Origin of the sequence: Polynucleobacter sp. MWH-Creno-3A4 (assembly GCF_018881885.1) — a bacterium.
GTDB lineage: Bacteria > Pseudomonadota > Gammaproteobacteria > Burkholderiales > Burkholderiaceae > Polynucleobacter.
On sequence record NZ_JACXSA010000002.1, the window covers coordinates 117,131 to 143,155 of the forward strand.

Annotated in this window: 31 protein-coding genes and 3 tRNA genes; 15 read left to right on the forward strand and 19 right to left on the reverse strand. The window is 45.1% G+C overall.

Annotation, left to right across the window (positions count from 1 at the left end):
* Window positions 1-4: 4 nt before the first annotated feature.
* Window positions 5-604 carry an NAD(P)H:quinone oxidoreductase gene (gene wrbA / locus IEN92_RS08095; protein ID WP_216162552.1) on the reverse strand — a complete coding sequence of 200 codons (600 nt, stop codon included), beginning with the start codon at window positions 602-604 and terminating at the stop codon, window positions 5-7.
* Between the two features lie 22 nt (window positions 605-626).
* Between wrbA and IEN92_RS08100 the strand changes: the two genes are divergently transcribed.
* From IEN92_RS08100 to IEN92_RS08115, 4 genes are all read left to right on the forward strand, one after another.
* Window positions 627-1,475 (forward strand): YhjD/YihY/BrkB family envelope integrity protein, encoded by an 849-nt coding sequence (locus IEN92_RS08100; RefSeq protein ID WP_215373113.1) that lies wholly within the window; start codon window positions 627-629, stop codon window positions 1,473-1,475.
* Window positions 1,476-1,557: 82 nt separating this feature from the next.
* Window positions 1,558-2,013, forward strand: a complete 456-nt coding sequence (locus tag IEN92_RS08105; protein ID WP_215373108.1) for a CBS domain-containing protein — start codon at window positions 1,558-1,560, stop codon at window positions 2,011-2,013.
* A 54-nt stretch (window positions 2,014-2,067) separates the two neighbouring features.
* A complete protein-coding gene (aroC, locus tag IEN92_RS08110) occupies window positions 2,068-3,183 on the forward strand; it encodes a chorismate synthase (RefSeq protein WP_215373105.1) in 1,116 nt (371 codons plus the stop codon).
* Entirely contained in the window at window positions 3,095-4,354 is a 1,260-nt protein-coding gene (locus IEN92_RS08115) for an MFS transporter (protein ID WP_251366708.1), read from the forward strand. The genes aroC and IEN92_RS08115 overlap by 89 nt, the downstream gene beginning before the upstream one ends.
* Window positions 4,355-4,360: 6 nt before the next feature.
* On the opposite strand, the gene IEN92_RS08120 is transcribed toward IEN92_RS08115, so the two are convergent.
* The 5 genes from IEN92_RS08120 to IEN92_RS08140 form a co-directional block, all read right to left on the reverse strand.
* Window positions 4,361-5,089: a peptidylprolyl isomerase gene (locus tag IEN92_RS08120; RefSeq protein WP_216162555.1), complete on the reverse strand. Its 729-nt coding sequence runs from the start codon at window positions 5,087-5,089 to the stop codon at window positions 4,361-4,363.
* Between the two features lie 115 nt (window positions 5,090-5,204).
* Window positions 5,205-5,489: a BolA family transcriptional regulator gene (locus tag IEN92_RS08125; RefSeq protein ID WP_215373100.1), complete on the reverse strand. Its 285-nt coding sequence runs from the start codon at window positions 5,487-5,489 to the stop codon at window positions 5,205-5,207.
* On the reverse strand, window positions 5,486-6,034 hold the full coding sequence (locus tag IEN92_RS08130) for a septation protein A (RefSeq protein WP_216162557.1): 549 nt from the start codon (window positions 6,032-6,034) through the stop codon (window positions 5,486-5,488). Before IEN92_RS08130 ends, IEN92_RS08125 begins: the two co-directional genes overlap by 4 nt.
* 24 nt (window positions 6,035-6,058) lie before the next feature.
* Complete coding sequence (msrB, locus tag IEN92_RS08135; RefSeq protein WP_215373095.1) at window positions 6,059-6,481, reverse strand: peptide-methionine (R)-S-oxide reductase MsrB; 423 nt, start codon at window positions 6,479-6,481, stop codon at window positions 6,059-6,061.
* A 29-nt stretch (window positions 6,482-6,510) separates the two neighbouring features.
* Complete coding sequence (locus IEN92_RS08140) at window positions 6,511-7,977, reverse strand: YdiU family protein (RefSeq protein ID WP_216162560.1); 1,467 nt, start codon at window positions 7,975-7,977, stop codon at window positions 6,511-6,513.
* 55 nt (window positions 7,978-8,032) lie between these two features.
* Between IEN92_RS08140 and IEN92_RS08145 the strand changes: the two genes are divergently transcribed.
* Window positions 8,033-8,524, forward strand: a complete 492-nt coding sequence (locus tag IEN92_RS08145) for a PaaI family thioesterase (protein WP_216162563.1) — start codon at window positions 8,033-8,035, stop codon at window positions 8,522-8,524.
* A gap of 9 nt (window positions 8,525-8,533) precedes the next feature.
* On the opposite strand, the gene IEN92_RS08150 is transcribed toward IEN92_RS08145, so the two are convergent.
* Both IEN92_RS08150 and IEN92_RS08155 read right to left on the reverse strand, forming a co-directional pair.
* Window positions 8,534-9,391, reverse strand: a complete 858-nt coding sequence (locus IEN92_RS08150) for an NRDE family protein (protein ID WP_216162566.1) — start codon at window positions 9,389-9,391, stop codon at window positions 8,534-8,536.
* A 22-nt stretch (window positions 9,392-9,413) separates the two neighbouring features.
* Entirely contained in the window at window positions 9,414-10,286 is an 873-nt protein-coding gene (locus IEN92_RS08155; RefSeq protein WP_255539817.1) for a folate-binding protein YgfZ, read from the reverse strand.
* Window positions 10,287-10,429: 143 nt separating this feature from the next.
* Between IEN92_RS08155 and mltG the strand changes: the two genes are divergently transcribed.
* From mltG to IEN92_RS08190, 7 genes are all read left to right on the forward strand, one after another.
* Complete coding sequence (gene mltG / locus IEN92_RS08160; RefSeq protein ID WP_216162570.1) at window positions 10,430-11,491, forward strand: endolytic transglycosylase MltG; 1,062 nt, start codon at window positions 10,430-10,432, stop codon at window positions 11,489-11,491.
* Between the two features lie 14 nt (window positions 11,492-11,505).
* Window positions 11,506-12,135 carry a dTMP kinase gene (gene tmk, locus IEN92_RS08165; protein WP_216162749.1) on the forward strand — a complete coding sequence of 210 codons (630 nt, stop codon included), beginning with the start codon at window positions 11,506-11,508 and terminating at the stop codon, window positions 12,133-12,135.
* Window positions 12,136-13,275 carry a DNA polymerase III subunit delta' C-terminal domain-containing protein gene (locus IEN92_RS08170; RefSeq protein WP_216162572.1) on the forward strand — a complete coding sequence of 380 codons (1,140 nt, stop codon included), beginning with the start codon at window positions 12,136-12,138 and terminating at the stop codon, window positions 13,273-13,275. It abuts the gene before it with no gap.
* A gap of 31 nt (window positions 13,276-13,306) precedes the next feature.
* The gene (locus IEN92_RS08175; protein WP_216162574.1) at window positions 13,307-14,098 is read left to right on the forward strand and encodes a TatD family hydrolase; all 792 of its coding nucleotides are present in this window, start codon (window positions 13,307-13,309) and stop codon (window positions 14,096-14,098) included.
* Window positions 14,095-14,799: an ankyrin repeat domain-containing protein gene (locus IEN92_RS08180; protein WP_216162576.1), complete on the forward strand. Its 705-nt coding sequence runs from the start codon at window positions 14,095-14,097 to the stop codon at window positions 14,797-14,799. The genes IEN92_RS08175 and IEN92_RS08180 overlap by 4 nt, the downstream gene beginning before the upstream one ends.
* Before the next feature lie 77 nt (window positions 14,800-14,876).
* Window positions 14,877-15,389, forward strand: a complete 513-nt coding sequence (locus tag IEN92_RS08185; RefSeq protein WP_216162577.1) for a hypothetical protein — start codon at window positions 14,877-14,879, stop codon at window positions 15,387-15,389.
* Between the two features lie 33 nt (window positions 15,390-15,422).
* Window positions 15,423-15,950 carry an ion channel gene (locus tag IEN92_RS08190; RefSeq protein WP_216162579.1) on the forward strand — a complete coding sequence of 176 codons (528 nt, stop codon included), beginning with the start codon at window positions 15,423-15,425 and terminating at the stop codon, window positions 15,948-15,950.
* Here IEN92_RS08190 and IEN92_RS08195 read toward each other — a convergent pair.
* The 5 genes from IEN92_RS08195 to hyi form a co-directional block, all read right to left on the reverse strand.
* The gene (locus tag IEN92_RS08195) at window positions 15,947-16,861 is read right to left on the reverse strand and encodes a DUF3108 domain-containing protein (RefSeq protein WP_370623911.1); all 915 of its coding nucleotides are present in this window, start codon (window positions 16,859-16,861) and stop codon (window positions 15,947-15,949) included. The two genes, IEN92_RS08190 and IEN92_RS08195, sit on opposite strands and share 4 nt — an antisense overlap.
* Window positions 16,862-16,953: 92 nt before the next feature.
* Complete coding sequence (locus IEN92_RS08200) at window positions 16,954-17,523, reverse strand: HNH endonuclease (protein ID WP_370623912.1); 570 nt, start codon at window positions 17,521-17,523, stop codon at window positions 16,954-16,956.
* A 79-nt stretch (window positions 17,524-17,602) separates the two neighbouring features.
* Window positions 17,603-18,190, reverse strand: a complete 588-nt coding sequence (locus tag IEN92_RS08205) for a YqiA/YcfP family alpha/beta fold hydrolase (RefSeq protein ID WP_216162583.1) — start codon at window positions 18,188-18,190, stop codon at window positions 17,603-17,605.
* Window positions 18,191-18,196: 6 nt separating this feature from the next.
* Entirely contained in the window at window positions 18,197-19,096 is a 900-nt protein-coding gene (glxR, locus tag IEN92_RS08210; RefSeq protein ID WP_216162586.1) for a 2-hydroxy-3-oxopropionate reductase, read from the reverse strand.
* 27 nt (window positions 19,097-19,123) lie between these two features.
* Complete coding sequence (gene hyi / locus IEN92_RS08215; RefSeq protein ID WP_215376665.1) at window positions 19,124-19,903, reverse strand: hydroxypyruvate isomerase; 780 nt, start codon at window positions 19,901-19,903, stop codon at window positions 19,124-19,126.
* Between the two features lie 150 nt (window positions 19,904-20,053).
* Between hyi and IEN92_RS08220 the strand changes: the two genes are divergently transcribed.
* Window positions 20,054-20,662 (forward strand): hypothetical protein, encoded by a 609-nt coding sequence (locus tag IEN92_RS08220; protein WP_216162590.1) that lies wholly within the window; start codon window positions 20,054-20,056, stop codon window positions 20,660-20,662.
* A 127-nt stretch (window positions 20,663-20,789) separates the two neighbouring features.
* Window positions 20,790-21,497, forward strand: coding sequence for a M48 family metallopeptidase (locus IEN92_RS08225; protein WP_216162593.1), 708 nt, complete (start codon window positions 20,790-20,792; stop codon window positions 21,495-21,497).
* 52 nt (window positions 21,498-21,549) lie between these two features.
* On the opposite strand, the gene IEN92_RS08230 is transcribed toward IEN92_RS08225, so the two are convergent.
* From IEN92_RS08230 to gltX, 4 genes are all read right to left on the reverse strand, one after another.
* Window positions 21,550-21,626: transfer RNA gene (locus IEN92_RS08230), tRNA-Asp, on the reverse strand.
* Between the two features lie 37 nt (window positions 21,627-21,663).
* Window positions 21,664-21,739, reverse strand: a tRNA-Glu gene (locus IEN92_RS08235).
* A gap of 34 nt (window positions 21,740-21,773) precedes the next feature.
* A tRNA-Ala gene (locus IEN92_RS08240) sits at window positions 21,774-21,849 on the reverse strand.
* A gap of 78 nt (window positions 21,850-21,927) precedes the next feature.
* On the reverse strand, window positions 21,928-23,334 hold the full coding sequence (gene gltX / locus IEN92_RS08245; protein WP_216162596.1) for a glutamate--tRNA ligase: 1,407 nt from the start codon (window positions 23,332-23,334) through the stop codon (window positions 21,928-21,930).
* A gap of 55 nt (window positions 23,335-23,389) precedes the next feature.
* Between gltX and IEN92_RS08250 the strand changes: the two genes are divergently transcribed.
* Entirely contained in the window at window positions 23,390-24,355 is a 966-nt protein-coding gene (locus IEN92_RS08250; protein ID WP_216162599.1) for an Hsp33 family molecular chaperone HslO, read from the forward strand.
* A 9-nt stretch (window positions 24,356-24,364) separates the two neighbouring features.
* On the opposite strand, the gene ftsB is transcribed toward IEN92_RS08250, so the two are convergent.
* Entirely contained in the window at window positions 24,365-24,697 is a 333-nt protein-coding gene (gene ftsB, locus IEN92_RS08255; protein WP_216162602.1) for a cell division protein FtsB, read from the reverse strand.
* A 12-nt stretch (window positions 24,698-24,709) separates the two neighbouring features.
* A complete protein-coding gene (gene eno, locus IEN92_RS08260; RefSeq protein ID WP_216162605.1) occupies window positions 24,710-25,996 on the reverse strand; it encodes a phosphopyruvate hydratase in 1,287 nt (428 codons plus the stop codon).
* Window positions 25,997-26,025 lie beyond the last annotated feature (29 nt).

Consider the following 26,025-nt stretch of genomic DNA (forward strand, 5'->3'; position numbering starts at 1 on the left):
GGGGTCACTTTAAGAGCTTGAGTGCGGTTTGCGCCAAACGCTTGCCTTGCGCTATGGCCAAGCGCTGCTCTTCAGGGCTGATTGGCGCCTTACCGTCAGTATGGGCTAAGTGACTAACGCCATAGGGGCTCCCACCGGTATTTGAAGTCATTAAATCGGGTTCACTATACGGAAGGCCAACAATGAACATGCCGTGGTGAAGTAGTGGAATCATCATCGTCAGGAGGGTGCTTTCTTGTCCACCATGCATGCTGCCAGTACTTGTGAAGACGCATGCAGGTTTACCAATCAGCGCACCGTTAAGCCACTCCGAGGAGCTGCCATCCCAAAAGTATTTCATGGGGGCCGCCATATTCCCAAAACGGGTAGGGGAGCCTAAGGCGAGGCCTATACAGTCCTGAAGGTCAGCATATTCCACATAGGGTGCGCCAGCGCTAGGTACCGCTGGCTCTGTTGATTCACAGACAGTGGAAACCGGTGGGACCGTTCTCAGTCGGGCATTTACTCCGGGAACACTCTCAATGCCCTCGGCAATAAGGCGCGCCAACTCTTTGGTTGCCCCATAGCGGGAGTAGTACAAAACTAAAATATCGTGTTGGCTCATATTCTTCTCTTATGATACGGCGATGCGCCTCATTCGTAATCCTCAATTATGGCTTGCTCTGGTTAAAGAGCTCTTGGAGCGCAATCGCGGCCTCAATCTCAATCAAATTGCAGCTAGCCTGGCATTTACAACCACCTTGGCCTTAGTGCCGATGTTAACCATTGCGACGATTCTCATTGGCTATCTACCCAGCGTGATTCAAGTGAAAAATGCATTTAGGTCATGGTTGTTAGATACCTACATGCCTGGTGGCATTAATCAACAAGTCTTTATTTATCTTGATCAGTTTTCTTCTAAGGCACGTGGCCTAACTTATGTTGGCTTGATTGGTTTGGTGATTACTACCATCATGACTTTATCTGTGATTGAGGGCGCCTTTAACCAAATATTTAAGGTTGAGAAAAATCGCCCCCTACTTAAAAAGATCATCATCTACAGCTGTGCGACTTTTTTAGGTCCAGTGCTCCTGGGTTTGGGAATTTATTTAAGCGGCATTTTGTTTAGTGCCTCTGAAGGTTGGATTGCAGCGGTATCGTTTGGTTTCCGTTTCACCGCAACCGTAGCGCCAATTTTTCTTGCAGTGGGTGTATACGCTGTGGTTTATAAAATTCTGCCGTATTCCAATGTTCTTTGGTCGGATGCTTTTGTTGGTGCATTGATTGCAGCATTGAGTTTTGAAATCATGAAGTTTGGTTATGCCATCTTTCTTACGCACACTGCCTTCTATAAAACGGTATATGGAGCTTTCGCCATTTTCCCCTTGGGACTCTTGTGGATCTATATGACTTGGTGGATTACCCTTGCCGGGGCAATTCTGGTGGCAAATCTACCTGGCATCCGCAGTGGGGTAATTAGGGTTATTCGTTACTAAAAGGGGGTTTTTAAGCCTTGATTCCCCGCTTGCTTGGGGATATATTGAAGTAATAGATAGATTCGATTGTTTTGGAGACCAAATGAAAGTTCGTGACATTTTGCGTGTGAAGGGCAGCACCTTATTTACTGTTGCCCCAGAGACTGCTCTTCAAACAGCAGTATTAGTCATGAGCGAGCATGACATTGGTTCTTTGGTCGTGATGGAGTACGACAAATTGGTGGGGATTTTGACTTTCCGGGAAGTGATTGCTGCATTAGCAAAACATCAGGGAAAATTGGATGGCCTCCAGGTTCGTACTGTGATGAATCAAAACCCTTTGACCTGCAATATGGAAACCGAGATTGATGATGTTCGCCGCATGATGTTGGTCGATCATGCTCGTTATTTGCCGGTAGTTGATCACAAAATGTTGATGGGCGTGATTTCATTTTATGACGTGGCCAAATCGGTGGTTGAAGCCCAAGATTTTGAAAATACCATGCTTAAGGCCTATATTCGCGACTGGCCAGAAGATACCGAAAAGACTGCAAACTAGTCTTCAAACGGCAGTTCTGCCCCCTGTAGCGCAGACAGATGACATAATGTCGATATGTCAGGAAATACTTTAGGCCTCCTTTTTACTGTTACCACTTTTGGTGAATCTCACGGCCCCGCCATTGGGGCTGTTGTAGATGGTTGCCCTCCAGGGATGTTGCTTTCAGAAGCAGATTTGCAGATTGATCTGGATCGTCGCAAGCCAGGGACATCAAGACATGTCACTCAGCGTAGCGAAGAAGACAAGGTAGAAATTTTGTCTGGCGTTTTTGAAGGCAAGACTACGGGTGCGCCGATTGGCCTACTGATTCGCAATACTGATCAACGCAGTCAAGATTACGGCGATATCTTGCAGACCTTTCGCCCTGGACATGCTGACTACGCTTATCACTTTAAATATGGTTTTCGTGACCCACGTGGTGGTGGTCGCTCATCTGCAAGGCTAACGGCACCAGTCGTGGCTGCAGCAGCTATCGCCAAGAAGTGGTTGCGTGAACAATTCGGTACCGAGTTTTACGGCTATATGAGCCAACTCGGGGAAGTTCAGATTCCATTTGAAGATCTTGCCCAGGTTGATCAAAATCCATTCTTTGCCGCCAATGCACAGATCATTCCACAGCTAGAAAGTTATATGGATGAGTTACGCAAAGCAGGGGACTCCTGCGGTGCGCGGATAGAGGTGCGTGCTCGCAATGTTCCTATTGGCTTAGGTGAGCCCCTATTTGATAAATTAGATGCCGATATTGCCCATGCCATGATGGGTATCAACGCAGTCAAGGGTGTTGAAATTGGCTCTGGCTTTGCATCTGTTGCACAGCGAGGCAGTGAGCACGGCGATGAATTGCATCCCGATGGCTTTGCGAGCAACAATGCTGGCGGCACCTTAGGTGGTATCAGTACTGGCCAAGACTTGCGAGTTTCGATCGCCATTAAGCCCACATCCAGCATCATGAGTCCAAAACAGTCTGTTGATCTGAATGGCAATCCGATCACAGTTCAAACTAAAGGTCGTCATGATCCTTGCGTTGGTATCCGCGCGACACCGATAGCTGAAGCCATGTTGGCGCTGGTGGTGATGGATCATGCGCTGCGTCACCGTGCTCAATGCGCGGATGTTTCACTACCGGTTAAGCCGATTCCAGCAGCCCGTCCAGGTTCAACATTGGATTGATCTTCTCACTTCAATGACGGCTTCTCTGCGCTGGGCCTTCGGGTCCTTTTTCTTTTTATATTTTGCCTATGTTGGCTTAGTGTCACCATACGCCAGCTTATTTTTCCTGGATCGGGGCTTTAGCGTTATTGAGATTGCGGTATTGATGTCCATGCTGCAGATCACTCGAATCATAGGCCCTTTTTCCTGGGGTTGGCTTTCTGATTTCCTATCTAATCGGGTGGGCATCATCCGCTTTTGCGCCTGTTTGGCCTCAATTGTCTTCCTAGCAATTTATTTTCTTCACAGCTACCTCAGCTTCTTCATCTGGATGTTTGTACTGCACACTATCTTGAGCAGTCTGATGCCACTTGGTGAGTCCGCTACAGTGCATGCTCTATTTAAAGATAATTCATTTGATAAGCGCTATGGTCGTTTACGACTATGGGGATCCATTGGTTTTATCTTTATGGTGCTAGCGGCAGGCGAGTTATTTCAGCGCAAATCTATTGAACTATATCCAGTGATTGGTACGATTGTTTTGCTGGCGCTAGCTTTGGTTACCTTCTTGTTGCACGAACCCAAAATGGAACGACGGGTGATGGTGAAGGGGGAGTTTTGGGGTGTTCTTAAAAATCCAGACGTCAGGTGGTTCTTAATATCTGGCTTCTTTATGGTTTTTGCTCATGCCGCCTTATATGTTTTTTATTCTTTATACCTTGCTAACTTGGGCTACAACAAGTTTCAAATTGGTCTGTTTTGGGCATTAGGTGTATTTGCAGAAGTGATCTTCTTCTATTTCCAAAGTAAAGTATTGAGTCGTTTAGATCCAGAAGTCGTTTTGCAAGGCGCATTTGGGGTTGGCGTAGTACGCTTTATTTTGATTGCATTTCTACCAATCACCTCAGTATTGATCTTTGCACAAGTACTTCATGCGGGAACCTTTGCTGCCCACCATAGTGCTGCTACCAAATTGCTGCAGCGCTGGTTTACTGGCCCACTACAAGCTCGAGGTCAGGCTTTAATGGCAACCGTATCGTATGGCCTGGGCGGAACGATCGGCGGTTTATGTGCTGGCTGGATTTGGGACTTGTCTCAGCCGCGAGACGTGTTTGTGATGTCAGCCTTTGCTTGCGGTTTAGCGGGGATGGCGATTCAAAAACTCAAGCCCCGTCATCACCAAAAGAGTTAATTGGTTTTATTGAACTTTTGCTTTGGCACGAAGTTTTTGCATCATTTCAGTGAACTTCGCTTTTTGCCAATTTTGATCGGCCATGATCATCTGTTTTAACTGATCTTGCATATCTTCATAACTTGGCGCCTTCACGTCACGAGAATCAACAACTTTGATGACATGGTATCCAAATTGAGATTTAACGGGTTTATCCGTTGTTTGACCGTTCTTTAATTGAACCATGGCTTTTGAGAACTCCGGAACCAATGCTTTATCTGATACCCAACCAAGATCACCACCATTTTTAGCAGAGCCAGGGTCTTTTGACTTCGCTTTGGCAATGTCTTCGAAATTGGCACCGGACTTCAGTTGAATAATGATGGCTTTTGCATCTGATTCTTTCTCTACCAAGATGTGCTCAACATGGTATTCCTTGCCAACATATTGATTCTTGACAGTTTCATACGCAGCCTTGAGGTCGGCCTCAGCAACACCTTCCCTTTCTACATAATCTTCAAATACTGCAGCTACTAACACTCCGATACGGGCTTGTTCTAGCTGGTCACGTACAGATTCTTTTTGGATCACGCCGCGATTATTGGCCTCTTGCAAAATTAACTCGCGGATTACCAGCATTTCCCGTGCTTGATCACGAACTTGAGGATTATCGGCTTGTCCAGATTTTTGGACCAACTTATCTAGCTGCGCTTTTGGAATCGCTTTTCCATTCACAATGGCGGCATTTTGAGCCATAACATTAGTTGAAAAGAGAGCGACGATAAGAGTGCTAATAACTGAAATTTTACGTGGGCTAAACATAGTTTTGAAAGTGATTAAAGGTGGTCAGTAATGTAAAGAGATTGAAGAATCAAGCTTGATATTCTGCTGGAGTCAGGGCTGTAATAGTCAGGGCATGAATTTCTGTTGGAATATGGGAGTCTAGGGCCTGATAGATAGAGCGATGCCGCGCTACTAAATTAAGGCCAGCAAACTCAGGCGCAACAATGGTGAGTTTAAAATGTCCACCACCGCTAGCCGCTCCAGCATGGCCCGCATGGAGATGACTCTCATCTTCTATATTCAGAAGCTCAACAGCAAAGGCCTGGCGAAGATCTTGCTCAAATCGCTTTATACGCTCCTGATTAATACTCATTGAGTAGGATGCTCCATATGTCGGGCCAACCAAACGCCCTGGATGATGACAAAAACCACAAGCAATCCTGTGCTCCCAAATAATTTAAAGTTCACCCAAGTCTCTTCAGAGTATTCAAAGGCAATGTATAAGTTGAGGGCGCCCATCAAGAAAAAGAAGGCTGCCCATGCCATATTTAAGCGATGCCAAACGGAACTTGCGCTAGCGGGCTTGAGAGTAACTTGCTTGCCCATCAATACTTGGATCCAATTCTTATTAAAAAATTGGGCACTTACGAATAAAGCTCCAGCAAACAGCCAATAAAGCGCTGTTGGTTTTAACTGTATAAAGGTTTTGTCATGCAGGAAGATAGTTAGACTTCCAAATACCAAAATCATGCCTAGACTGACCCACTGCATTGCATCAATCTTGCGATGACGATAGTAAACCCAGAGAATTTGACCAATGGTTGCAACCATGGCAACAATAGTTGCTGTGTAGATATCACCTAATTTAAAGGCGATGAAGAACAGAATGATGGGGAATAGGTCGAATAAAAATTTCATCTGAGCATTATCCAGCTATTTATTTTAGATATCTGATTTACTCGGATCGCTTGGCTTGGCATTGCCACTAGGCTCAAATGTCAAGGAAGCTGAGTTAATGCAATAGCGCAAACCCGTAGGCTGAGGGCCGTCATCAAACACGTGTCCGAGATGGGCATCACAATTGGCGCATCTCACTTCAGTCCGGATCATGCCATGGCTAGTATCTTTAATTTCTTTAATCGCAGATTCTTGTTCGGGCTGGTTATAGCTCGGCCATCCACATCCGGCATCAAACTTAGTATCAGAAAGAAAGAGGGGGGTTCCACAGCAAACACAGGTATAGCGGCCTTGATCCCAGTGGTCCCAATATTTTCCAGAAAAGGGGCTCTCTGTGGCAGCTTCTCTCGTTACGCGATATTCAATATCGCTTAATGTTTCTTTGTACTCTTGATTTGTTTTTTTCATAGGATTTAAGCTCAATAGATAGAATAATTTTATGATGAACAGCTGATCTCAACCGACTGCCAATCTGGTGATGGTGGTAATGCATAGGCTGCATACTGATCTTGTTCGGCGAATGGATTTTCCAGAACTTTCAATAAGCTTGCTATCTCGCTGAAATCCTTTGCTTGAGCTTTATCGATCGCTTTTTGAGCAAGGTAATTGCGCAGAATATATTTTGGATTCACTGAATCCATTCTTTTCTTACGCTCAGTATCATCGCTGGATTCTGCATTGAGACGGGCAATGTAATCACTAAACCACTGATCAATTGCTTGACGGTCGATGAAATGGTCTCGCAAAATGACATCTTGTGTTGTGTTACGCACACTTACAGAAGAAAGTCCGCGAAATAGATTTGTGAAGTCCACCTTGGAGTCATGCATGGCCTGGAGGAGTCTTTCAATTAAGTCAGTATCACCTTCTTGGGTGGTCAAAAGCCCCAACTTCTCCCTAAAAAGTGCCTGCCATGTCTGTCCATATATCACTGCAAATTCGCTTAATGCCTCACCGAGTAGAGTCTGAGCCTCATCTTCTGAATGTTCTAGTGCTAGAAGGGGGATGAAGGCGCTCGCTAGACAAGCCATATTCCAATGCATGATTTGCGGTTGGCGGTGATAGGCATATCGTCCTGCTTGATCGCTATGGTTACAGATGAAGTCAATCTGAAACTGATCTAAGAAACCAAAAGGACCATAGTCAATCGTTAGGCCTAGGACGCTGATATTGTCGCTATTGAGAACACCGTGACAAAAACCTACTGCCTGCCATTGAGCAACAAGCTTCGCATTGCGTACGCAGATTTGTCTAAATAATTCTAAGTAGGGATTTTTGTGATCGCTAGCATTTTGATAATGACCTTTGATTAACTCATCAGCTAGCTCCTGAAGGCGCACAATATTATTGTTCGATGCGTAGTGCTCAAAGTGACCAATACGGATAAAGCTCGGCGCTAATCTTGCGCATACCGCTGCAGTTTCCATTGTTTCGCGACGTACCGGTAAATCAGAACCTACGACTGCGAGGGCTCTACTGGTAGGAATGCCTAGAGCATGCATTGCTTCACTACATAAAAATTCGCGGATAGATGAACGTAAGACTGCTCTACCATCACCCATACGGGAATACCGTGTTTTGCCCGCGCCTTTAAGTTGGAGCTCTTGTCCAGAAATTTCCCCCAGAAGAATTGCTCTACCATCACCAAGTTGACCTGCCCAAACGCCAAACTGGTGCCCGCTATACACGGTAGCAATGGGGTTTGGGAAACTATGGGCATCCGTTACCAGGGTATTTCCAGCTAGAAGGTCTAACCAGGCAGAGTCTTTTGGAAGATCATTTGAGCCCAGCGGGAGATCGATCAACTTTGCTGCCGAAGTAGAAAATGCAACCCAATAGGGATCGGGAATAGGGGTCGGTTTTACTGCATGAGTGGCGTCATCGCCGAGTAATGGAAAGGCCATGTGAACTATTCTAGGTGGATTTCCAAAATCTTGTACAAGCTACTAAAATAACCCTATGAATAAACAAGTGCAGATCAATCCCCAGACTCAGTTGGCTAATTTAGGCAAAGAGTTAAACGTTCCGTTCTTAAAGCTTTTAGGTGTGCGTTGTCTTAGCGCTGAAATGGGTAAGGGTGAGATTCTCTTAGCTTTAAAGCCAGAACATACCAATACTTGGGCGGTTGCCCATGGCGGCGTTTTATTGACTCTGATGGATGTAGCGATGGCAGTGGCCGCTAGATCAGGAGATCCAGCGGACCGTAGTGTTGTTACCATTGAGTTGAAGAATAATTTTATGCAGGCTGCCAATGGTGTGCTGCGTGTTAAAGCAGATACCGTCAGAAGCACAGCAACCATGGCTTTCTGCGAAGCAAAGCTCTATAACGATCAAGGTGAAGTTTGCTGCATGGCAACCGGTACATTTAAGTACCTTAAACGTCTAGCCAGTCGCAATGCTGATGGTGAGCGCGTGATTAATGACGATTTACGCAGCGAACAGAACGATTAAAACCCAAACTTAAACTGATAAGTTTGAGCCTGGGGCTGCAGTGAGGGCGCCTGTAATCACATCGTGACCCACAGCGCCAGTAGCATCAAAGCGGCGTTCAACCATTTCAAATTGACCATCCTTACGAACCCTGAGGATGGTGCTTGAACGGGTTCCGTAAGAAGCAGTTTTAATAAACGCTGGCGACAACGCTTTTTCCCATTCACGAGTAACGCCAGTATTCGGCAATTCATGATCGCTCGCATGGTGGGTATCTGCTAATAACTTTAAATATTGATCTGCATTTTTGAGTTGCCCGCTATCCATCGCTAAGGTCTGCGCAAAAGCGGCTACGCGATGATTTACCTTAGGCCACGGGGTATCTAACATGGCATTCGAAAGCCCGTAGACACCGGCTTCTAAAGGCTGATGGGGGAAGACTTTACGAGGTCGAATATTCTGACCCAGCATCATGCGATTGCTTACCCAGTGCATCTGCGCATTCTCTGGATTACTCAGATCTGCCATCAGCAGATTAAAGCCGTTGTAGTTCTGAAAGCGCTTGGCATTTTCTTGGATAAATTCCGCTGGTGCAGCTTGACCAGCGAGATACATGAGAGAGAGTTCACCACGAGTTCGAGAGTCTGGATTTTTTTCACTAGGCGCTCTCACGTTGGTTAGTGCAGCAAACTTACCGCTCTTGGTAAAGCCCAGCCAAGTTCCAGGACTACCCAAAACATCAGCGCGGTCTCTACCCGCTAATAGATGGGGGTGTTCATCCCACCAGGCAATGCCTTCTGTATCGCGCTCATAAAATTCATCACGATTCGCTGCAACCACCAAGGGGTAGTCAGGATGAGATTTCCAGGCAAAAAGGATGAGGCACATATTGGTTTTGGAGTAAGGAGCTCTATATTTCTATTAAAGGGTAGGGCAATGCATCTATTTTTAACACAGGTCCATTCGTACTTCCTAGGTGAATTTCCCCGGTTTCGAGCGCATCTAGCTTGCACTCGATTTGGAAGTCGATTCTTCCTGGCTCAAAAGGATTGTTTGCCGATAAAACCACCATACCAGCAGGCTGATCCGGCTCCTGAGTGAGAAAAAGCTCTGTCCCAGGCTTAATAGATGTAACCGCTATATCTTGGTTGATATGCGCCAATTGCAAGCGCCTTTTAATAACGCCGCGATATTGACTGCGTGCGACGATTTCTTGACCTGGGTAACAACCTTTTTTGAAATCCACTCCGGCTACGGATTCAAAATTAATCATTTGCGGCACAAACTGTTCTTGAGTAGCCAAAACAATACGTGGGATAGCGCTCATCACCTCGAGATAGTTCCATGCAGAATCATTGGCGCTAGCGTTTTGATCTGGATTCAGATTTGGCTGAGCGATCAAAACTCGTCCATAGCTTTGCTGGTCAAGCAGCACATCTGGAATCCGTAGGCTAACTTGTTCAGCCTTGTTCTGTAGTGCTGCTATTTCTATCGGGGATCCATAAAATCCAGACACATTCCAGCTGGAGGAAGCATCGATAACCACAACCTTAGAGCGCAATACATACATCGCCAATCTTTTTGCAGTAGCAGCGGCCAAGTCTTTGGAGATGAATAAAGCGAATCGATCAACAAAATCATCGCCTGATGGGAATAGTCCGAGCCACGCGCTAGCTAATAATCTGCCTTTGGGATTGCAGTAGCCAACGAGTCTGACGGATTCGTGAGACTGGGCAATAGCAGTGGGCTTGGTAGGCTTAAGCCCTAAAACTGAATTACTCAATTGGGACTGAAGAAAGTTAGCTGCATCTGCTCCCTCCACAAATATCAGCCCCCATTGAGGCAGGGTAGTTAGGGAGGAGGGCAAAGACCCTGATATTTGGGAGTTTTGGGTGGCTGTAATCATGACCCTTTTATCATAGCCTGATGAGAAGAAAAATTCAGAGGAACGGCCTTTTCTCCAGTAAAAGTCCATCTGGCTCTACTATCAAAACGTGGATCTATGCTGGCATCGCTGGATTAGCGATTCTTTATGGCGCAATCTTCTTATGGCCAGTAGTGCCGAGCACCCCCAATACTAATGATCCTGCAGTTTATAAAGTCAAAATCCAAGCACAATCGGGTCTTGCAAGTATTGCCGCACAACTTAGTGAGCAGGGCTTATCGACACCATCAGCAATATTTCAGTTGAGTGCTAGAGCGCTTTTTATTGGCGCTAGGCTTAAACCGGGAACCTATCTCTTAACCACAAGAGCTAGTTTAGGAAATATTCTGTTGCAGATTGCCCGTGGCGATCGGGTAAAAGAAAGTATTGCAATTATTCCAGGTATGACGATCTGGCAGTTGCGTGCACTGATAGACGCTCACCCAGAATTAATACATCAGACTAAAGGGATGAGCTCAAAAGCGCTCCTACAAACCCTCAACTTAAATTACCCAAGTGACGAAGGCTTATTTCTGCCAGATACCTATATATTTGATCCTGATGAGTCTGATATCGTCATTTATCGCAGAGCCTCTCAAGCCATGCAAAAACAATTAACCACTATCTGGCCTCAGAGGGAGACAAATTCCCCTCTAAAAACACCTTATGAACTCCTCATTCTGGCCTCCATCATCGAAAAAGAAACAGGCCGATCCAGCGATAGGGCTTTGGTGTCTGCAGTGTTTACGAACCGACTTAACCGAGGAATGCGCTTGCAAACTGATCCCACTGTCATTTATGGAATTGGCCCCCAATTTAACGGAAATTTACGTAAAGCAGATCTACGTAAGGACACTGCCTACAATACGTATATGCGCAAGGGTCTACCACCAACTCCAATAGCGATGCCTAGTAAGGAATCCTTGCTAGCCGCCGCACATCCGGCTAAAAGCAATGCAATCTATTTTGTTGCCAAGGGAGATGGCAGTAGTCACTTTTCTCATAACCTCAAAGAGCATGAGGCAGCTGTAGACCAATACCAACGCAAACTCCATTCTCAATAAGCACTATGACATCAATGTATCCAGGATTTTTCATCAGTTTTGAAGGCATTGACGGTGCAGGCAAGAGCACTCATATAGAGTCCTTTCAAAAATTAATCCAAGAGCGCTATCCAAAGCGTGAGGTGGTAATGACTCGAGAGCCTGGCGGAACTCCATTGGGTGAGCAATTAAGAGCTTTGTTACTAGATGCCCCCATGAATTTAGAAACTGAAGCATTACTGATGTTTGCAGCGCGGCGCGAGCACATCGCCCAAATTATTGAGCCGGCCCTGATTGCTGGAAAGATTGTTATTTCTGATCGATTCACAGATGCTAGCTTTGCTTATCAGGGTGGAGGCCGTGGGCTGAGCCTTGAAAAGTTAAATGATCTTGAGCGCTGGGTACAAGGGCGAGCTCATGGCCAATTACTTCAACCCAATTTAACGATTCTGTTCGACTTGCCAGGTGAAGTTGCAGAAGCTCGTCGTTCCAAAGTACGCGCACCAGATAAATTTGAAAAGATGGATTTGAATTTTTTTGAGAAAGTTCGTGAAGAGTATTTACGTCGTGCTAAAGCAGATCCTCATCGCTTTCATTTGGTTGATGCCACTCAAACTCCAGAGGTCATTTGGAGTGGCTTGCAGAATCTGGAATTGGAAATCTAAATGCTGGATTCATCCCTTTCTGGGAAAAAACAAGTGGCACCTTGGCTGCGACCATTATGGGATGGCATGGATTTTGACAATATCCCCAATGCGATCTTGCTGCATGGTCAATCCGGTATCGGTAAATTTACCTTTGCTCTAGAGTTAGCTAAAGCGCTTTTATGTGAGAGTAAAGATATTGCTGCGCGTCCTTGCATGCAATGCGAAGCTTGTCATTGGTTTAATACCGGCAATCATCCAGACTTTATCGCGCTTGTGCCCGAAACTCACCGAAAATTCTTACCTTTTGCCAACTACGAAAGTGATGAGCCACCCAAAAAGACTAAGGCTGCGCGGGAGGATTCGGATAGTGAACCTAGTGAGAAAAAAGAAAAGAAAGTTATTTCCATTGAAGAAACTCGAAGTGCTATTGAAAGCCTCTCCATTGGCTCTCATAGAGGCGGCAATAGAGTCATCCTCATTTACCCCCTTGAAATGCTGCGTGCCGATTCTGCCAATACATTATTGAAGTCCTTAGAAGAGCCGCCTGCGAATACCATTTTTATCCTATTGGCCGATCGTGTGGATCGCGTTCTTCCTACAATACGTTCCCGCTGTCGCTTATTGACTGCCCCGCGGCCTGATCGTGAAATTGGATTGTCGTGGTTGCGCTCTGAGTTAGCAGGGGTCAAGGGTTTGAAGGTGAACGATAGTGATATTGATTCGATCTACGATGAGCAGGGCGGGGCACCGTATGCTGTTTTGGAATCAATGCTTGCCAGACATCATCAAGACGATAAAGATGAGTTGAGTATTTCAATTCAGGCAACACGCTATTTACTTCAGGCAATGTCGCAAGGTGGTCGCATCAATTGGCTAGATACAGCTGAAAAAACCCATAAAGCTCAATATGCTTATTTGCTAGCTGCCATGCAACGCTGGGTCTCCGATTTGCAGTCAGTTGCACAAGGGGCTTCACCTCGTTATTACCCGAGGCATCTTTCTACCATTCAAGGCTTAGCCCAATCTACTAAGATTCCAAAATTGCATCTTTTTTGGAAATCTCTTCTGCAAGCCCGCCGGCATGAAAATCATCCGCTGGCTAACCGAGTCCAGCTCGAAGCGCTGCTTTCTCAATATCAACAAATCTTTGAGGCCTGATTTGGCTTAGAGCGGTCTAAAATGGGAGCTTATGTTTATCGACTCTCATTGCCATCTCGATTTCCCAGAATTCCAGTCACGTCTCCCTGAGGTGCTCCAGAATATGGAAGATGCCCAGGTTAATAAGGCTTTGTGTGTGTCAGTGAATTTGCCTAACTTCCCCAATGTTTTAAAGCTTGCTCAAGATCATGCGCATTTATATGCATCGGTTGGTGTGCATCCGGATTACGAAGATACCCCTGAACCAAGCCTCGAGTTCCTTGTTGATACGGCCTCAAAACACTCCAAAATCATCGCCATTGGAGAGACGGGTCTCGATTACTATCGCATGGGTGATCGCAGCTATGAATCAATGGAATGGCAAAGACAGCGTTTCAGAACCCATATCAAGGCTGCCATTCAGTCACAAAAGCCATTAATCATCCACACACGTTCGGCATCAGAAGACACTATTCGCATCCTAAAGGAAGAGGGGGCTGAGCAAATAGGTGGGGTTATGCACTGCTTCACTGAAAGCCTAGCTGTTGCCAAGGAAGCAATGAATTTGGGGTTTTATATCTCCTTTTCAGGAATTGTGACCTTTAAGAGTGCCAAGGATTTGCAAGAGACCTGTAAGCAGGTGCCTCTGGACCGGATGTTGATTGAAACCGATTCACCATATTTGGCGCCCATTCCTTATCGGGGCAAGATAAATGAGCCTGCCTGGGTTGCCAAGGTTGGCGAATTTATTGCGGAACTCAAGGGTGTCTCTATTGACTCCTTAGCCAAGCAGACATCTGAGAATTTTTATCAATGTTTTCAATTAGATAAAGCATACTTATGAGAATTCAATTGAATAAATTGCTTACTGTATCTGTCTCCTTAGTGCTTAGCCAGGCTGCTTTAAGCCAAACTGCAGACCAGATAAATGACTTTGTAAAAGCAGCAAAATTTGACAATGCTTCTGAGGTTAGATCATTGCTAGCAAAAGGCGTCACTCCAAATGCCGTTGACTCTAATGGCAACCCCATGCTGCTTCTAGCCATTAAAGACAACTCCGATAAGGTTATAGATGTACTCTTAAGCAATCAGAATATTGATGTGGATTTATCGAATAAGAACGGTGAAACCCCGTTAATGATTGCCTCAATCCAAGGAAACTTACCCCTAGTGAAGAGGTTGGTAGAGAAAAACCATGCTGCAATTGACCATATCGCATGGACGCCGCTTCATTACGCCAGCGCAAGAGGCCAAGTATCTGTGGCGGAATTTTTGCTATCCGAAGGTGCCATAGTTGACTCTAGAAGCCTCAATGACACCACGCCTTTGATGATGGCTGTTCAGTCTGGTAATGAGCAGATGGTTAAATTATTGCTGGATAAAGGCGCTGATATTCAATTGCGCAATTCACTTGGCTTTACTGCGATTGATATTGCCGATATTTATGAGAAGCCTTGGATCGGAGATGGGCTGAGGTCTCGTTGGATAAAGCTTTATAAGAAGCCGTATGTCAGGGATCCTAAGGCTAAACTCCCGAAGCCCTGATTGACTACTTGCGTATAATCATTATTATGTCAAACAAGATATAGAATCACTAAATTGATCAGAACAGAGATAAGCAATTGATTGAATACCTACACTCCCTTCCTAATGTATTGACAGTGTTTTATGAGATTACGAATGGTTTAACAGACTTTGGCATCCGGCTGATGAGCTTTGTTTCGGTAATGGTTGTGCTGATACATGGTCTGTTGGTCTTGTTTGTCATGGGTTGTTTGAGCGCCTTCAACAAAAAATATGGAAGTGAAAAAACCAAAAATATCGATATCCTGATTTATTTTATTGTGGTACTTCTCATATTGCTAAGCCACTTAGTGGATATATTCATCTGGACCTATGCAATAGTAAGCGTCAACGTCTTCTCAGGTGTTATCAAGACCTTTTACTTTGCTGGAGAAATGTATACCAACTTAGATCACAACGACCCTATCTACAATATTGGAGAGCGTTGGAGAATTTTGCCGATTCTGATCTCTTTTTCAGGCTTATTTGCGATAGCCATTTCAGGGGCGGCACTCTATACACTACTAATGTCAACTTTTGGACAAACGGCAAAGAGCCCTAAGTCCTCTTAGTATTCCAAGTCTATTGAAATTCGGTAATTAGCCATGCTCCTTTTGGATTTATTTCGCAACGCGGACCTCCCGAGTTTTGCCACCCTATTTCATCAAATCAATATTGATATGGGCAACGGCAAGATATGGGAATTGGTTATTTTTGCCTGTGGCATGCTCGCGGTTCATGGCTTTGCTGTATTAGCTATAGCTGGTGCATATCACTTCATTAACCAATTCTTGATAAAGAAAAAGGTTGCTGGGGGAAGCTTTATTGCATATTTCATCGCCATCCTATTGGTAATTGCAAGTCACCTAAGTGAGATAGTGATGTGGACATATATCTGTGTTGGATTGAAAGTTTTTCCAACAAATCCCCAAACGTTTTACTTTGCTGGCGAAATGTATACAACCGTTGGTTATGGAGATTACAAACTATCAGAGCATTGGAGGATATTGCCAATCATCATTTCCTTTACTGGGATATTTGCTGTATCCATGTCTGGAGCGGCCTTGTACTCAATGATGGGCGCATTGTTAAATCGTCCAAGTCAAAACCCAAAATCAGGAACGAGCTTTTAAGGCGTCATTGTTTGCGGTACAGGGCTTTTTTGCTTAAAGATTAACTCCACTACCCTGCCGTTTGTATCTTGAGATTTGATTCTGCCTGGAAGCCATTCCAAATCTTTGGCTAACCAAATATCAATTTGCCGCTTATAAGGATCACTTTCACGCTGCATTAAGGCGTAATGGCGATTCACTGTATTACCTAAACTCGGTATCGCATCAGAAATAGTCTCACCATAACTTTTAAATTGCCACATTTCTAAAGTGTTGTAATCCACAACTGGAATGGCTTTAATGCTGCCGGATTCATCAATCTTGCTATCGCCATTTAACAAAGATGCAAACTGAAACATCAGGCTAAAACGATCTTGAGTACCGGGCAAAATCGTGGGTGTAAATTCAGGTTTTTCTGAAAAGAACATCTGCCCTTCCCCTTTGTCATCACGATCGAAGCGTGAGTAGCGTGGCGGCTTTGTTCCCCGTTGCGACCAATATATCGATGGTGCAATGCCATAAGCATCTACAGTGCCCCTGGATTCAAAAACAAAGGGGCCCACAAACGCGTAAGGGATATTGATATAGAGGCGATAGCTATTACCCTCAACAATCCAATCAATTTCCCCGGTTTGGATGGGTTGTCCATCAAGGTAGGCATCGTAATATATGATTCCAGACTCTGGCAGCTTAAAAGCCGTACCAGATTGATTAACTGCGCCACCCTGCTCACCAATGAGTTTTTGATCTTCTAATTTACCCTTTGAAGATGCGTCGGCAATAAGCTTCTTTTTGGGCGCCTTAGCCATCTGAATTTTTTTGGGAGGCTCAAGCTTGAGCTCAGTTCGAATGATGAGGTCATCTGGTATATCACCCGAAGAACCAAATGGGAAAAGCGGCAGACCAAAGAACAGTAGTAGATGTCCCAGCACAGATAGTGCCAGCGCAATGAACAGAAGGCGCCAAGATTTGCTTGCTACAAACTTACCAGCGTTCGATTGCTCTAGTTGAGTTTGCCAAAAACTCAGAGATAGCCCTCAAGTAAGCGACTATTTTTTGGGAGGTTAGCCGCCAGAAAATCCATCTGGTCCGCAAGAATATTGCGCCCTTTTAGAATCATGTCTTCATATAGGCTTGGAAGGTATGGCGTGTAGAGTAAACCCATGCCTGCTTGTTCAGGGGTGCGGTTACCTTTACGTTGATTACAGGGTCTGCAAGAAATGACTAAATTCATCCAAGAATACTTACCGCCACGGCTATTGGGAATGATGTGTTCAGCTTCAGCTTGAGATTCATGGATCGCATCACCGCAATAGGCACAGAGACCACGGTCTCGTTTAAAAAGTTTGTGCTTAGTGATGACTGGAACAACATCAAAGAGATTAATTTTGGCACTGCCTTTAATCGCAATGATTGAGTGCAACTCAATGACCGATTGCAAACCACTTTCTCTAGAAATACCGCCACGCATTTTTTTGATAGGATCGCCTAGCGTCCAAATAACACTCTTGTCGGCGTAATGTTTTGTTGCTTCTTCAGCATTCACCCAACCCTGGGGAATCCCACCAGCGTCTAATTTCAAGATGCTCAGCACAAACTCTCCTTTCTAGACCTAGGCAAAGCCATCGATCGTTTGACTAATATTACAGAAGAAGTTTGTGTCAATCAATCATCTAAGCAGCGATAAAGTCCAATACCTTGGGAAGATGGTCAGGGTAGTCTGTGATTCCATGATCACTGCCTTCCAAGACCAATTGATAGGCACCTAGATAAAACTCGGCCATTTCTTTCCAGTCCAACAGTTCATCGCCTTTTGCGGCAATCAAGAAGTAGCGACTGGGATCAGAAATCCGTTCAATTTGTAGGGCTTTTAACTCTTCTATATATTCTGGCCTGAAATCGAAAGGCTCATCACTATCGTAAGCGGTCATCAAGCCAACATGTGGTGCAAGTTCACGGGCAGCACGAACCGCAGGGTTGAGTACTACTGCTTTACACCCGTATTTTTCAGCCAGAAAGTTTGCATAAAAACCACCCAAGGATGAGCCAATAACCACAACTCTATCTGCATGAGAAGCATCAATATGTTGCATAACCATATCCATACTTGCTTTGGGTGAAGCAAGTAATTGTGGGCAATACCATTCAATTGGATTTTCAGGACTCGACAAAGCTTTAATAGCCTCGCCTGTCATTACCGCTTTACTCGATCTCGGTGAAGATCTAAAACCATGTAAATAGACTAGTAAGCTTGCAGTCATAATCCCTTAAGCCTTTTGACCAATTTCAAAATTAGCCAGTTTTTCCAAAGCCTTGACCATGGCGGAGTGATCCCAGGCTTTTCCCCCGTGTGCCGAGCACGAATTAAATAGCTCTTGAGCGGTAGCAGTATTGGGTAATGACACCCCTAATGCTCGAGCACTGTTAAGTGCAAGATTTAAATCTTTTTGATGCAGCTCAATCCGAAAACCAGGATCAAAGGTGCGCTTGACCATTCTCTCGCCATGCACTTCCAAAATCTTAGAGCTGGCAAATCCGCCCATTAAAGCTTGACGTACCTTAGCAGGATCGGCTCCTGCCTTTGCGGCAAATAAGAGCGCTTCAGCCACCGCTTCGATATTGAGTGCTACGATGATTTGGTTGGCAACTTTAGCTGTTTGACCATCTCCATTTCCGCCTACCAGGTTGATATTTTTGCCCATCAACTCAAAAATAGGCTTGACTCGCTCAAATACAGAGTCATCGCCACCCACCATAATCGAGAGTGTGGCGTTTTTAGCGCCAACTTCACCGCCGGATACTGGGGCATCTAAATAATCGCAAGCAAGAGCATTGATTTTCTTAGCAAATTCTTTCGTTGCTATGGGAGAAATTGAGCTCATATCGACCACAATTTTTCCCTTTGAAAGACCAGATGCTATACCCCGCTCTCCGAATAATACTTTTTCAACATCAGTAGTATCTGGAACCATCGTGAAAATGATGTCCGCTTTTTCAGCTACTTCTTGAGGGCTACCGCATTGAATAGCAGATGAGTTAGCAAGGTCAGCAGGCACTTTGCTACGAGTATGAATAAATACTTCGTGACCTGCCTTCACCAGATGGCCAGCCATCGGTGCCCCCATGATGCCAAGTCCAACAAACCCGAGTTTTAATGTTGCAGTCATTTTGTCTCCATGTCTTTATATGAATTTTTATGATTGATATTCTTCAAGCCAGCCCAGCCCAACCTCAGTAGCACTTGCTGGCTTGTATTCACAGCCAATCCAGCCCTGATAGCCAATTTTGTCTAACAGTTGAAATATATAGGGATAGTGAATTTCACCAGTGCCTGGCTCATGACGCCCTGGATTATCAGCGAGTTGAATATGAGCGATTCGATTGAGATATTTTTGAATGGTATTGGCAAGCTCGCCTTCCATGCGTTGCGCATGGTAAATATCGTATTGAACAAATGCATTCTCTGCACCGACTTCATCTAAAACATCAATTGCCTGCTGAGTTTTGGATAAGAAGAACCCGGGAATATCAAAGTTATTGATGGGCTCGATGAGTAATTTGAGATGTTCTTTATGCAACTCAGTAGCTGCGTACTTGAGGTTATCCACAAAAGTTTGATGTAGTAAATGATCATCAATGCCTGCTGGGATTTTTCCAGCCAAGCAATTCAGTTGAGGAACGTTTAAAACTTTGGCATATTCAATTGCCTTACTTACACCCGCCCGAAACTCTTCCACACGATCTGGAAGGCAAGCAATGCCCCGCTCGCCAGCATCCCAATCACCTGCAGGTAGGTTATGAAGAACTAGACTTAGTTGGAATCGCTCTAATTTTTCCTTGATTTCTATGGGTGAAAACGCATAGGGGAACAAAAATTCCACAGCCTTGAATCCAGCCCTAGAGGCCCGTTCAAAACGATCTAAAAACGGTACTTCATTAAAAAGCATGGTCAGATTGGCTGCAAATTTAGGCATTTATTACTCTTATTGGGTTTTGAATTTAAGTGGTGATCTTAACAAAGATGGGGAGATGCGTCCTTGGCGCCAAACGCCCCCTTTTGGGATGAAAATTAATAAAAGTGAGCTAATATCACAGATAGGATTGATAATTAATTAAGGAAAATAATGAATATCAAATTAACCCCCGTTTCCATGGTTTTGGCAGCTCTATTAGCCGCTCCATTATTGGCTTTTGCCCAAACTACCCCAGCCGATTCTGCATCACAAAAACCGATGGTGATTGATGCCGCTGCTGTAGAAAACCGCTATCAGCTTTATGAAGGCGAAGTGGTTAAGATTGACAAGAAAACCAGAACCCTAACCTTTAAAAACAAAGAAGGTACTTCTAAGTTTGTTGCTGGACCTGAAATTACGAATTTTGATCAAATCAAAAAAGGTGATCGTGTGAATGTCACCTATGAATTGGCTGTAGCGATCGAGCTAATCAAAACCAAAAGTGATGGCATTCGCAGCAAAGTTGAGACCAGCACAGTAACTCAATCAAAAGCCAATGAAATGCCATCTGAAAAGATTGCTAATAAGACAACTATCATTGCCGACATTATTTCTGTGGATCGTGAAAAGAAGCTGGTTTCAGTGAAGGGACCAAGCGGCAAAGTAACCACAGTGACTGTTAAGAATCCTGAGCTGTTAAAAGACGTTAACGTTGGTGAGCAGGTAAAAGTCATCTACTACGACGCAATGGCGGCATCCATCACAACACCCAAGAAATAATGATTGGTGAATGCAATTTCAGTTTTTTAGTATTCGCTTAGCATTTCTCATAGCTCTTTGCACCCTACTCCTGGCTTGTGCTAACACCACAAGATCAGGGGCAGTAGGTGTCAATCGATCACAGTTCATGCTGGTTTCCTCTGCCGAGGTAGACCGCATATCGGCCTCAAGCTTTAACGAACAAAACCAAAAGGCGCGAGAAAAGAATATTCTCATTACATCTGGGCCCACGTATGATCGCTTGAAATATATTTCTAATCGCTTGATTATTCAAACGGAAATATTTCGCGATGACACTCGCCAATGGAATTGGCAGCTTAGCTTGATTAATGCTCCGATACTAAATGCGACTTGTGCTCCAGGTGGAAAGATCACTTTTTATACTGGTTTGATTGAACAGCTCAATTTAACTGATGATGAGATTGCTGCCATCATGGGACATGAGATTGCCCATGCCTTGCGTGAACATGGCAGAGAAAGAATTTCGCAAGCAGTAGCTCAAAACGTAGCCCTTAATGTTGTCTCAGCCACCGGTTATGGGGCTATAGCGGGCGCTGCTAATCAAGTTGCCCAATACGCACTAGTGCTACCCAACTCCAGACAAAATGAATCTGAAGCAGATGCTATCGGTCTTGAACTGGCAGCAAGAGCAGGATACAACCCCGAGGCAGCCATTATTGTTTGGAAGAAAATGCTCAAAGCCACAGAAGGAAAGAATCCCCCAGAGTTTCTGTCGACCCATCCCTCCGGTGAAACGAGAATTGAACAGTTAACAGAACTCATGCCGGCTGTGATGCCGCTTTATAAACAAGCACCTAAACCTCACTACAAATAAGACAGAGCCATTAAATAAAAAAGCCCCTTCAATAAGGGGCTTTTAAATGTCTTGGCGGAACGGACGGGACTCGAACCCGCGACCCTCTGCGTGACAGGCAGATATTCTAACCAACTGAACTACCGCTCCAAATTACAACAACTGCTTAGTACAACTACCAAAAATTTGGCGTCCCCAGGGGGATTCGAACCCCCGTACTCACCGTGAAAGGGTGATGTCCTAGGCCTCTAGACGATGGGGACCTGGACTACTAAAAATACGGCTATTTTGAATGCTTGGTGGAGATAAGCGGGATCGAACCGCTGACCTCTTGCATGCCATGCAAGCGCTCTCCCAGCTGAGCTATACCCCCGAAATCCCACAATAAAACCGCAAGACACTCAAAACAATCCAAGATTTTAGCCTATTTTTGGCCTGATACGCAAATTGCCTACTGGACTACCTTGGATAGCCTTTTAATTGCTTCATCACGTCCCAAGACAAGCAAGACAGAATCAATTGCAGGGGTTTGGGTGGTGGCGAATAAAGCGTATCGAACTGGCATTGCCAGGGCTGGCATTTTGATGCCGTGTTTTGCAAGAACCTGTTTAATAGCAGCCCCATAAGCCTCTTTTGAAGGTTCTGTTTGCGCTAAAACCTCTATGAAATCTTTCAGTGCTGGAATGATATCTGCAGGAATATTTTTCTCAATCTCCTGAATAGAATGATTGGGAGCTGGCAAATAAAATAGTTTGGCGCCTTCAGCAATCTCGATCAATGTATTGGCCCGATCTTTCAGTAAACCCACTACTTGAACAAAATCGGGTCCACTTTCAGTATCGATGCCAATTTGATGCGCAAAGGGTTTAGTTGCTTCAGCCAATACCTTTGGATCTGCTTGTTGAATATATTGGTGATTTAACCAAAGCAACTTTTCAGGATTGTGTTGTGCAGGCGAACGGCCTAAGCTCTCTAAGTCAAACCAATCTACAAATTGCTGCTTAGTAAATACTTCTGCATCCCCATGGGACCAACCAAGACGTGCCAAATAATTCAAAATGGCTTCTGGTAAGTAACCCGCTTTTTGATAGTCTCGAACACTCATCGCACCATTGCGCTTGCTCATTTTCTCGCCGGAGTCATTCAATACTGTTGGCAAGTGGGCGTATATAGGAGGCGTTCCGCCGAGAGCCTTAAGGATGTTGATCTGTCTTGGTGTGTTATTCACGTGGTCGTCACCGCGAATCACATGGGTAATCTTCATATCGAGGTCGTCAACGACCACGCAAAAGTTATAAGTCGGCGTGCCATCTGGACGCGATATCACCAGATCGTCCAGCTCATCATTGCTGATTTCAATTTTGCCTTTGACGGCATCATCCCAAATCACTGAACCGCCAAGTGGATTTTTAAAACGAACCACCGGCTCTACGCCCTCAGGAATAGGCGGCAAATTTTTGCCAGGCTCTGGTCTCCAAAGTCCGTTGTAACGTGGCTTCTCTTTATTGGCCATCTGTTGATCGCGCAAGCGATTGAGTTCATCCTCGCTCATGTAGCAGGGATAAGCAAAACCAGAGTCCAAAAGTTGTTTAACAAGCTCACGGTAGCGATCAATGCGTTGCATTTGATAGATCGGACCCTCGTCAATATCAAGACCCAACCAAGACATGCCTTCAATAATGACATCTACCGCTTCTTGAGTAGAGCGCTCCTGATCGGTATCTTCAATGCGCAAAATAAAGTCGCCTTGATTATGGCGTGCAAAAGCCCATGGGTAGAGCGCGCTACGCAGATTTCCCAAATGAATAAAGCCCGTGGGACTGGGGGCAAAACGAGTACGAATATGCATAAATGGCATTATCTCAGGTCGCGCAGATTGACGGCAAAATAGAAAAACGTGGATACTTTGCAATATGAATGAATTACTTGTTTTTGTCTGTGATGGCGCCCCAGTACGTGGGGAAATCGTGTCCATTAGTACCGCTTGGCAGGCTGTCTTAGAGCGTCGTGATGACCCTCCTGCAGTTCGTCGCATCCTGGGTGATTTTGTTGGTGCAGCCACCCTTCTGAGCGCTAGCCTCAAGTTTGATGGCACCCTCATTATTCAAGCTCAAAGTAAGGGTCCTATTCAATTGTTGGTGGTGGAATGCAAGTCAGACTTATCCATGCGTGCCACGGTAAAGCTCTCGGTCGATCCAAGCGAAATTTCAGATCAGGCTAGCCTTGGTGAGCTTCTAGATGCGAGTCACTCTGGCAGACTGGTTATCACCTTGGATCCCTCTGATCGGGAACCAGGGCAAGCCCCCTATCAAGGCATCGTGGCCCTTCAAGATGAGCGTAATGGCTCAATCACACCTGTTTCCAGTGCTGCAGAGGCCATTGGGCTGTATATGCAGAATTCTGAGCAGTTAGAGACCCGCATTTGGCTAGCTTCAAACGATAGTCATGTTGGCGGCTTACTGTTGCAAAGACTCCCAGACTCTGGTGGTCATGCGCATCTTGACCCACAATCGGCAGCCGAAGGTTGGTCTCGTATTCAAACATTGGGCGAAACCATTACTGATGAGGAACTGCTCACCTTAACACCCGATGTGATTCTCCGTCGCTTGTTTCTAGAAGAGTCTGCCGAAAATGGCGTTAGAAGTTTTCCACCTCGCCAAATTCGATTCTCTTGTCGTTGCTCACGCACGAAAGTTGCTGACGTATTGCGTATGCTTGGCGAGGAAGAGGTAAAAAGCATTCTGGCTGAGCAAGGCTGTGTTGAGACAATCTGTGAGTTTTGTGCGAAGCCTTACCGCTTTGATGCAGTAGATTGCCTGCAAGTGTTTAAAACCAGCTTACTCAGTGATGCCACCAGGCCACCATCTAGTGGCCACTAGGGTTCGAGCTTATTGCTTTGGGTTCGCTACAGACTTAAGGCCGTCATCGATAGGAACTGCAGAAGCCTTATCAGCAGGAAGAATCTGGACAAAGAATTCACCCTCTTTAATCAGGCCATGCTCGGCTCTTGCACGCTCTTCGATAGCCCGCGTGCCATCCTTTAAATCTTTTACATCCCCAGCAAGTTTGGCGTTACGCAGTGCCAGCAAACTATTTTTTGCTTGTTGCAGTTCAACCTGCTTTTCCATCTCGTATACCTTAAGCCATCCACCCTTACCCAACCACAGTGGGTACTGGATTACGATGAGTAATACCAGCATAGAGTAGATAACAATACGCATATTGAAAAGTGCTTAGCGCTTTAGGTTATAAAAAACAGACTTGCCTGGATAGCTTGCAACATCACCTAAATCTTCTTCGATACGCAGGAGCTGGTTGTACTTGGCAATCCGATCGGAGCGTGACAATGATCCAGTCTTGATTTGACCTGCGTTTGTACCCACCGCGATATCAGCAATAGTACTGTCTTCAGTTTCACCAGAGCGATGAGAAATAACCGAGGTGTAGTTAGCACGCTTAGCCATCTCAATGGCAGCAAAGGTCTCTGTCAGAGTACCAATTTGATTGATCTTAATTAAGATCGAATTGGCAATCCCTTTTTCGATACCTTCTTTAAGAATGCGCGTATTGGTAACAAAAAGATCATCACCAACCAGTTGAATTTTCTTACCAAGCTTGCGAGTAATGTCTGCCCATCCATCCCAATCACCTTCGTGCATGCCATCTTCAATGGAGACGATTGGGAATTGATCTGCCAAGTTACCCAGATAGTCCGCGAACTCGCTAGAAGAAAGTTGGAGGCCTTCACCCGATAAATGGTACTTACCATCTTTATAAAATTCACTAGCGGCACAATCCAAAGCAAGTAAGACGTCCTCACCTGCTTGATATCCTGCGCCCTCAATGGCTTTCATGATAGTTTGCAGACACTCATGATTGCTCTTAAAGTTTGGAGCAAAGCCACCCTCATCACCCACGGTCGTGGGCATACCTTGCGCAGCCAAAATCTTTTTGAGTTCATGGAAAATCTCAGCGCCACAGCGTAGCGCATCTCGGAAATTTTCTGCACCAACAGGCATGATCATAAATTCTTGAATATCAAGACTGTTGTTAGCATGCGCTCCACCGTTGACGATATTCATCATGGGGACTGGTAATTGCATACCGCCTGAGCCGCCAAAATATCGGTACAGGGGTAAGCCTGCCTCTTCAGCAGCCGCTCTTGCCACTGCCATGGAAACTGCCAGAGTGGCATTGGCACCAAGCCGCGCTTTGTTATGAGTGCCATCTAGCTCAATCAGGGTGTGATCTAAGAAAGCCTGTTCACTAGCATCTAGACCCAAAATAGTTTCTGCAATTTCTACATTGATATTTTGAACGGCTTTTAAAACGCCTTTACCTAAATAGCGAGACTTGTCGCCATCACGTAATTCAATTGCTTCACGAGATCCGGTAGAGGCGCCGGAGGGCACTGCTGCTCTCCCCATCACACCAGACTCCAGTAAAACATCGCATTCCACTGTCGGGTTACCGCGTGAATCCAAAACTTCTCTACCGATGATGTCAACAATGGCGCTCATGCACCTCTCCTTAAAACAATATGTAATGG

Bases quoted from the DNA above. Each gene is read 5' to 3' on its own strand.
- wrbA (WP_216162552.1), bottom strand. From the start codon at position 604: ATGAGCCAACACGATATTTTAGTTTTGTACTACTCCCGCTATGGGGCA.
- IEN92_RS08100 (WP_215373113.1), top strand. From the start codon at position 627: ATGCGCCTCATTCGTAATCCTCAATTATGGCTTGCTCTGGTTAAAGAG.
- IEN92_RS08105 (WP_215373108.1), top strand. From the start codon at position 1,558: ATGAAAGTTCGTGACATTTTGCGTGTGAAGGGCAGCACCTTATTTACT.
- aroC (WP_215373105.1), top strand. From the start codon at position 2,068: ATGTCAGGAAATACTTTAGGCCTCCTTTTTACTGTTACCACTTTTGGT.
- IEN92_RS08115 (WP_251366708.1), top strand. From the start codon at position 3,095: ATGCGCTGCGTCACCGTGCTCAATGCGCGGATGTTTCACTACCGGTTA.
- IEN92_RS08120 (WP_216162555.1), bottom strand. From the start codon at position 5,089: ATGGCTCAAAATGCCGCCATTGTGAATGGAAAAGCGATTCCAAAAGCG.
- IEN92_RS08125 (WP_215373100.1), bottom strand. From the start codon at position 5,489: ATGAGTATTAATCAGGAGCGTATAAAGCGATTTGAGCAAGATCTTCGC.
- IEN92_RS08130 (WP_216162557.1), bottom strand. From the start codon at position 6,034: ATGAAATTTTTATTCGACCTATTCCCCATCATTCTGTTCTTCATCGCC.
- msrB (WP_215373095.1), bottom strand. From the start codon at position 6,481: ATGAAAAAAACAAATCAAGAGTACAAAGAAACATTAAGCGATATTGAA.
- IEN92_RS08140 (WP_216162560.1), bottom strand. From the start codon at position 7,977: ATGGCCTTTCCATTACTCGGCGATGACGCCACTCATGCAGTAAAACCG.
- IEN92_RS08145 (WP_216162563.1), top strand. From the start codon at position 8,033: ATGAATAAACAAGTGCAGATCAATCCCCAGACTCAGTTGGCTAATTTA.
- IEN92_RS08150 (WP_216162566.1), bottom strand. From the start codon at position 9,391: ATGTGCCTCATCCTTTTTGCCTGGAAATCTCATCCTGACTACCCCTTG.
- mltG (WP_216162570.1), top strand. From the start codon at position 10,430: ATGAGAAGAAAAATTCAGAGGAACGGCCTTTTCTCCAGTAAAAGTCCA.
- tmk (WP_216162749.1), top strand. From the start codon at position 11,506: ATGTATCCAGGATTTTTCATCAGTTTTGAAGGCATTGACGGTGCAGGC.
- IEN92_RS08170 (WP_216162572.1), top strand. From the start codon at position 12,136: ATGCTGGATTCATCCCTTTCTGGGAAAAAACAAGTGGCACCTTGGCTG.
- IEN92_RS08175 (WP_216162574.1), top strand. From the start codon at position 13,307: ATGTTTATCGACTCTCATTGCCATCTCGATTTCCCAGAATTCCAGTCA.
- IEN92_RS08180 (WP_216162576.1), top strand. From the start codon at position 14,095: ATGAGAATTCAATTGAATAAATTGCTTACTGTATCTGTCTCCTTAGTG.
- IEN92_RS08190 (WP_216162579.1), top strand. From the start codon at position 15,423: ATGCTCCTTTTGGATTTATTTCGCAACGCGGACCTCCCGAGTTTTGCC.
- IEN92_RS08205 (WP_216162583.1), bottom strand. From the start codon at position 18,190: ATGACTGCAAGCTTACTAGTCTATTTACATGGTTTTAGATCTTCACCG.
- glxR (WP_216162586.1), bottom strand. From the start codon at position 19,096: ATGACTGCAACATTAAAACTCGGGTTTGTTGGACTTGGCATCATGGGG.
- hyi (WP_215376665.1), bottom strand. From the start codon at position 19,903: ATGCCTAAATTTGCAGCCAATCTGACCATGCTTTTTAATGAAGTACCG.
- IEN92_RS08220 (WP_216162590.1), top strand. From the start codon at position 20,054: ATGAATATCAAATTAACCCCCGTTTCCATGGTTTTGGCAGCTCTATTA.
- IEN92_RS08225 (WP_216162593.1), top strand. From the start codon at position 20,790: ATGCTGGTTTCCTCTGCCGAGGTAGACCGCATATCGGCCTCAAGCTTT.
- gltX (WP_216162596.1), bottom strand. From the start codon at position 23,334: ATGCCATTTATGCATATTCGTACTCGTTTTGCCCCCAGTCCCACGGGC.
- IEN92_RS08250 (WP_216162599.1), top strand. From the start codon at position 23,390: ATGAATGAATTACTTGTTTTTGTCTGTGATGGCGCCCCAGTACGTGGG.
- ftsB (WP_216162602.1), bottom strand. From the start codon at position 24,697: ATGCGTATTGTTATCTACTCTATGCTGGTATTACTCATCGTAATCCAG.
- eno (WP_216162605.1), bottom strand. From the start codon at position 25,996: ATGAGCGCCATTGTTGACATCATCGGTAGAGAAGTTTTGGATTCACGC.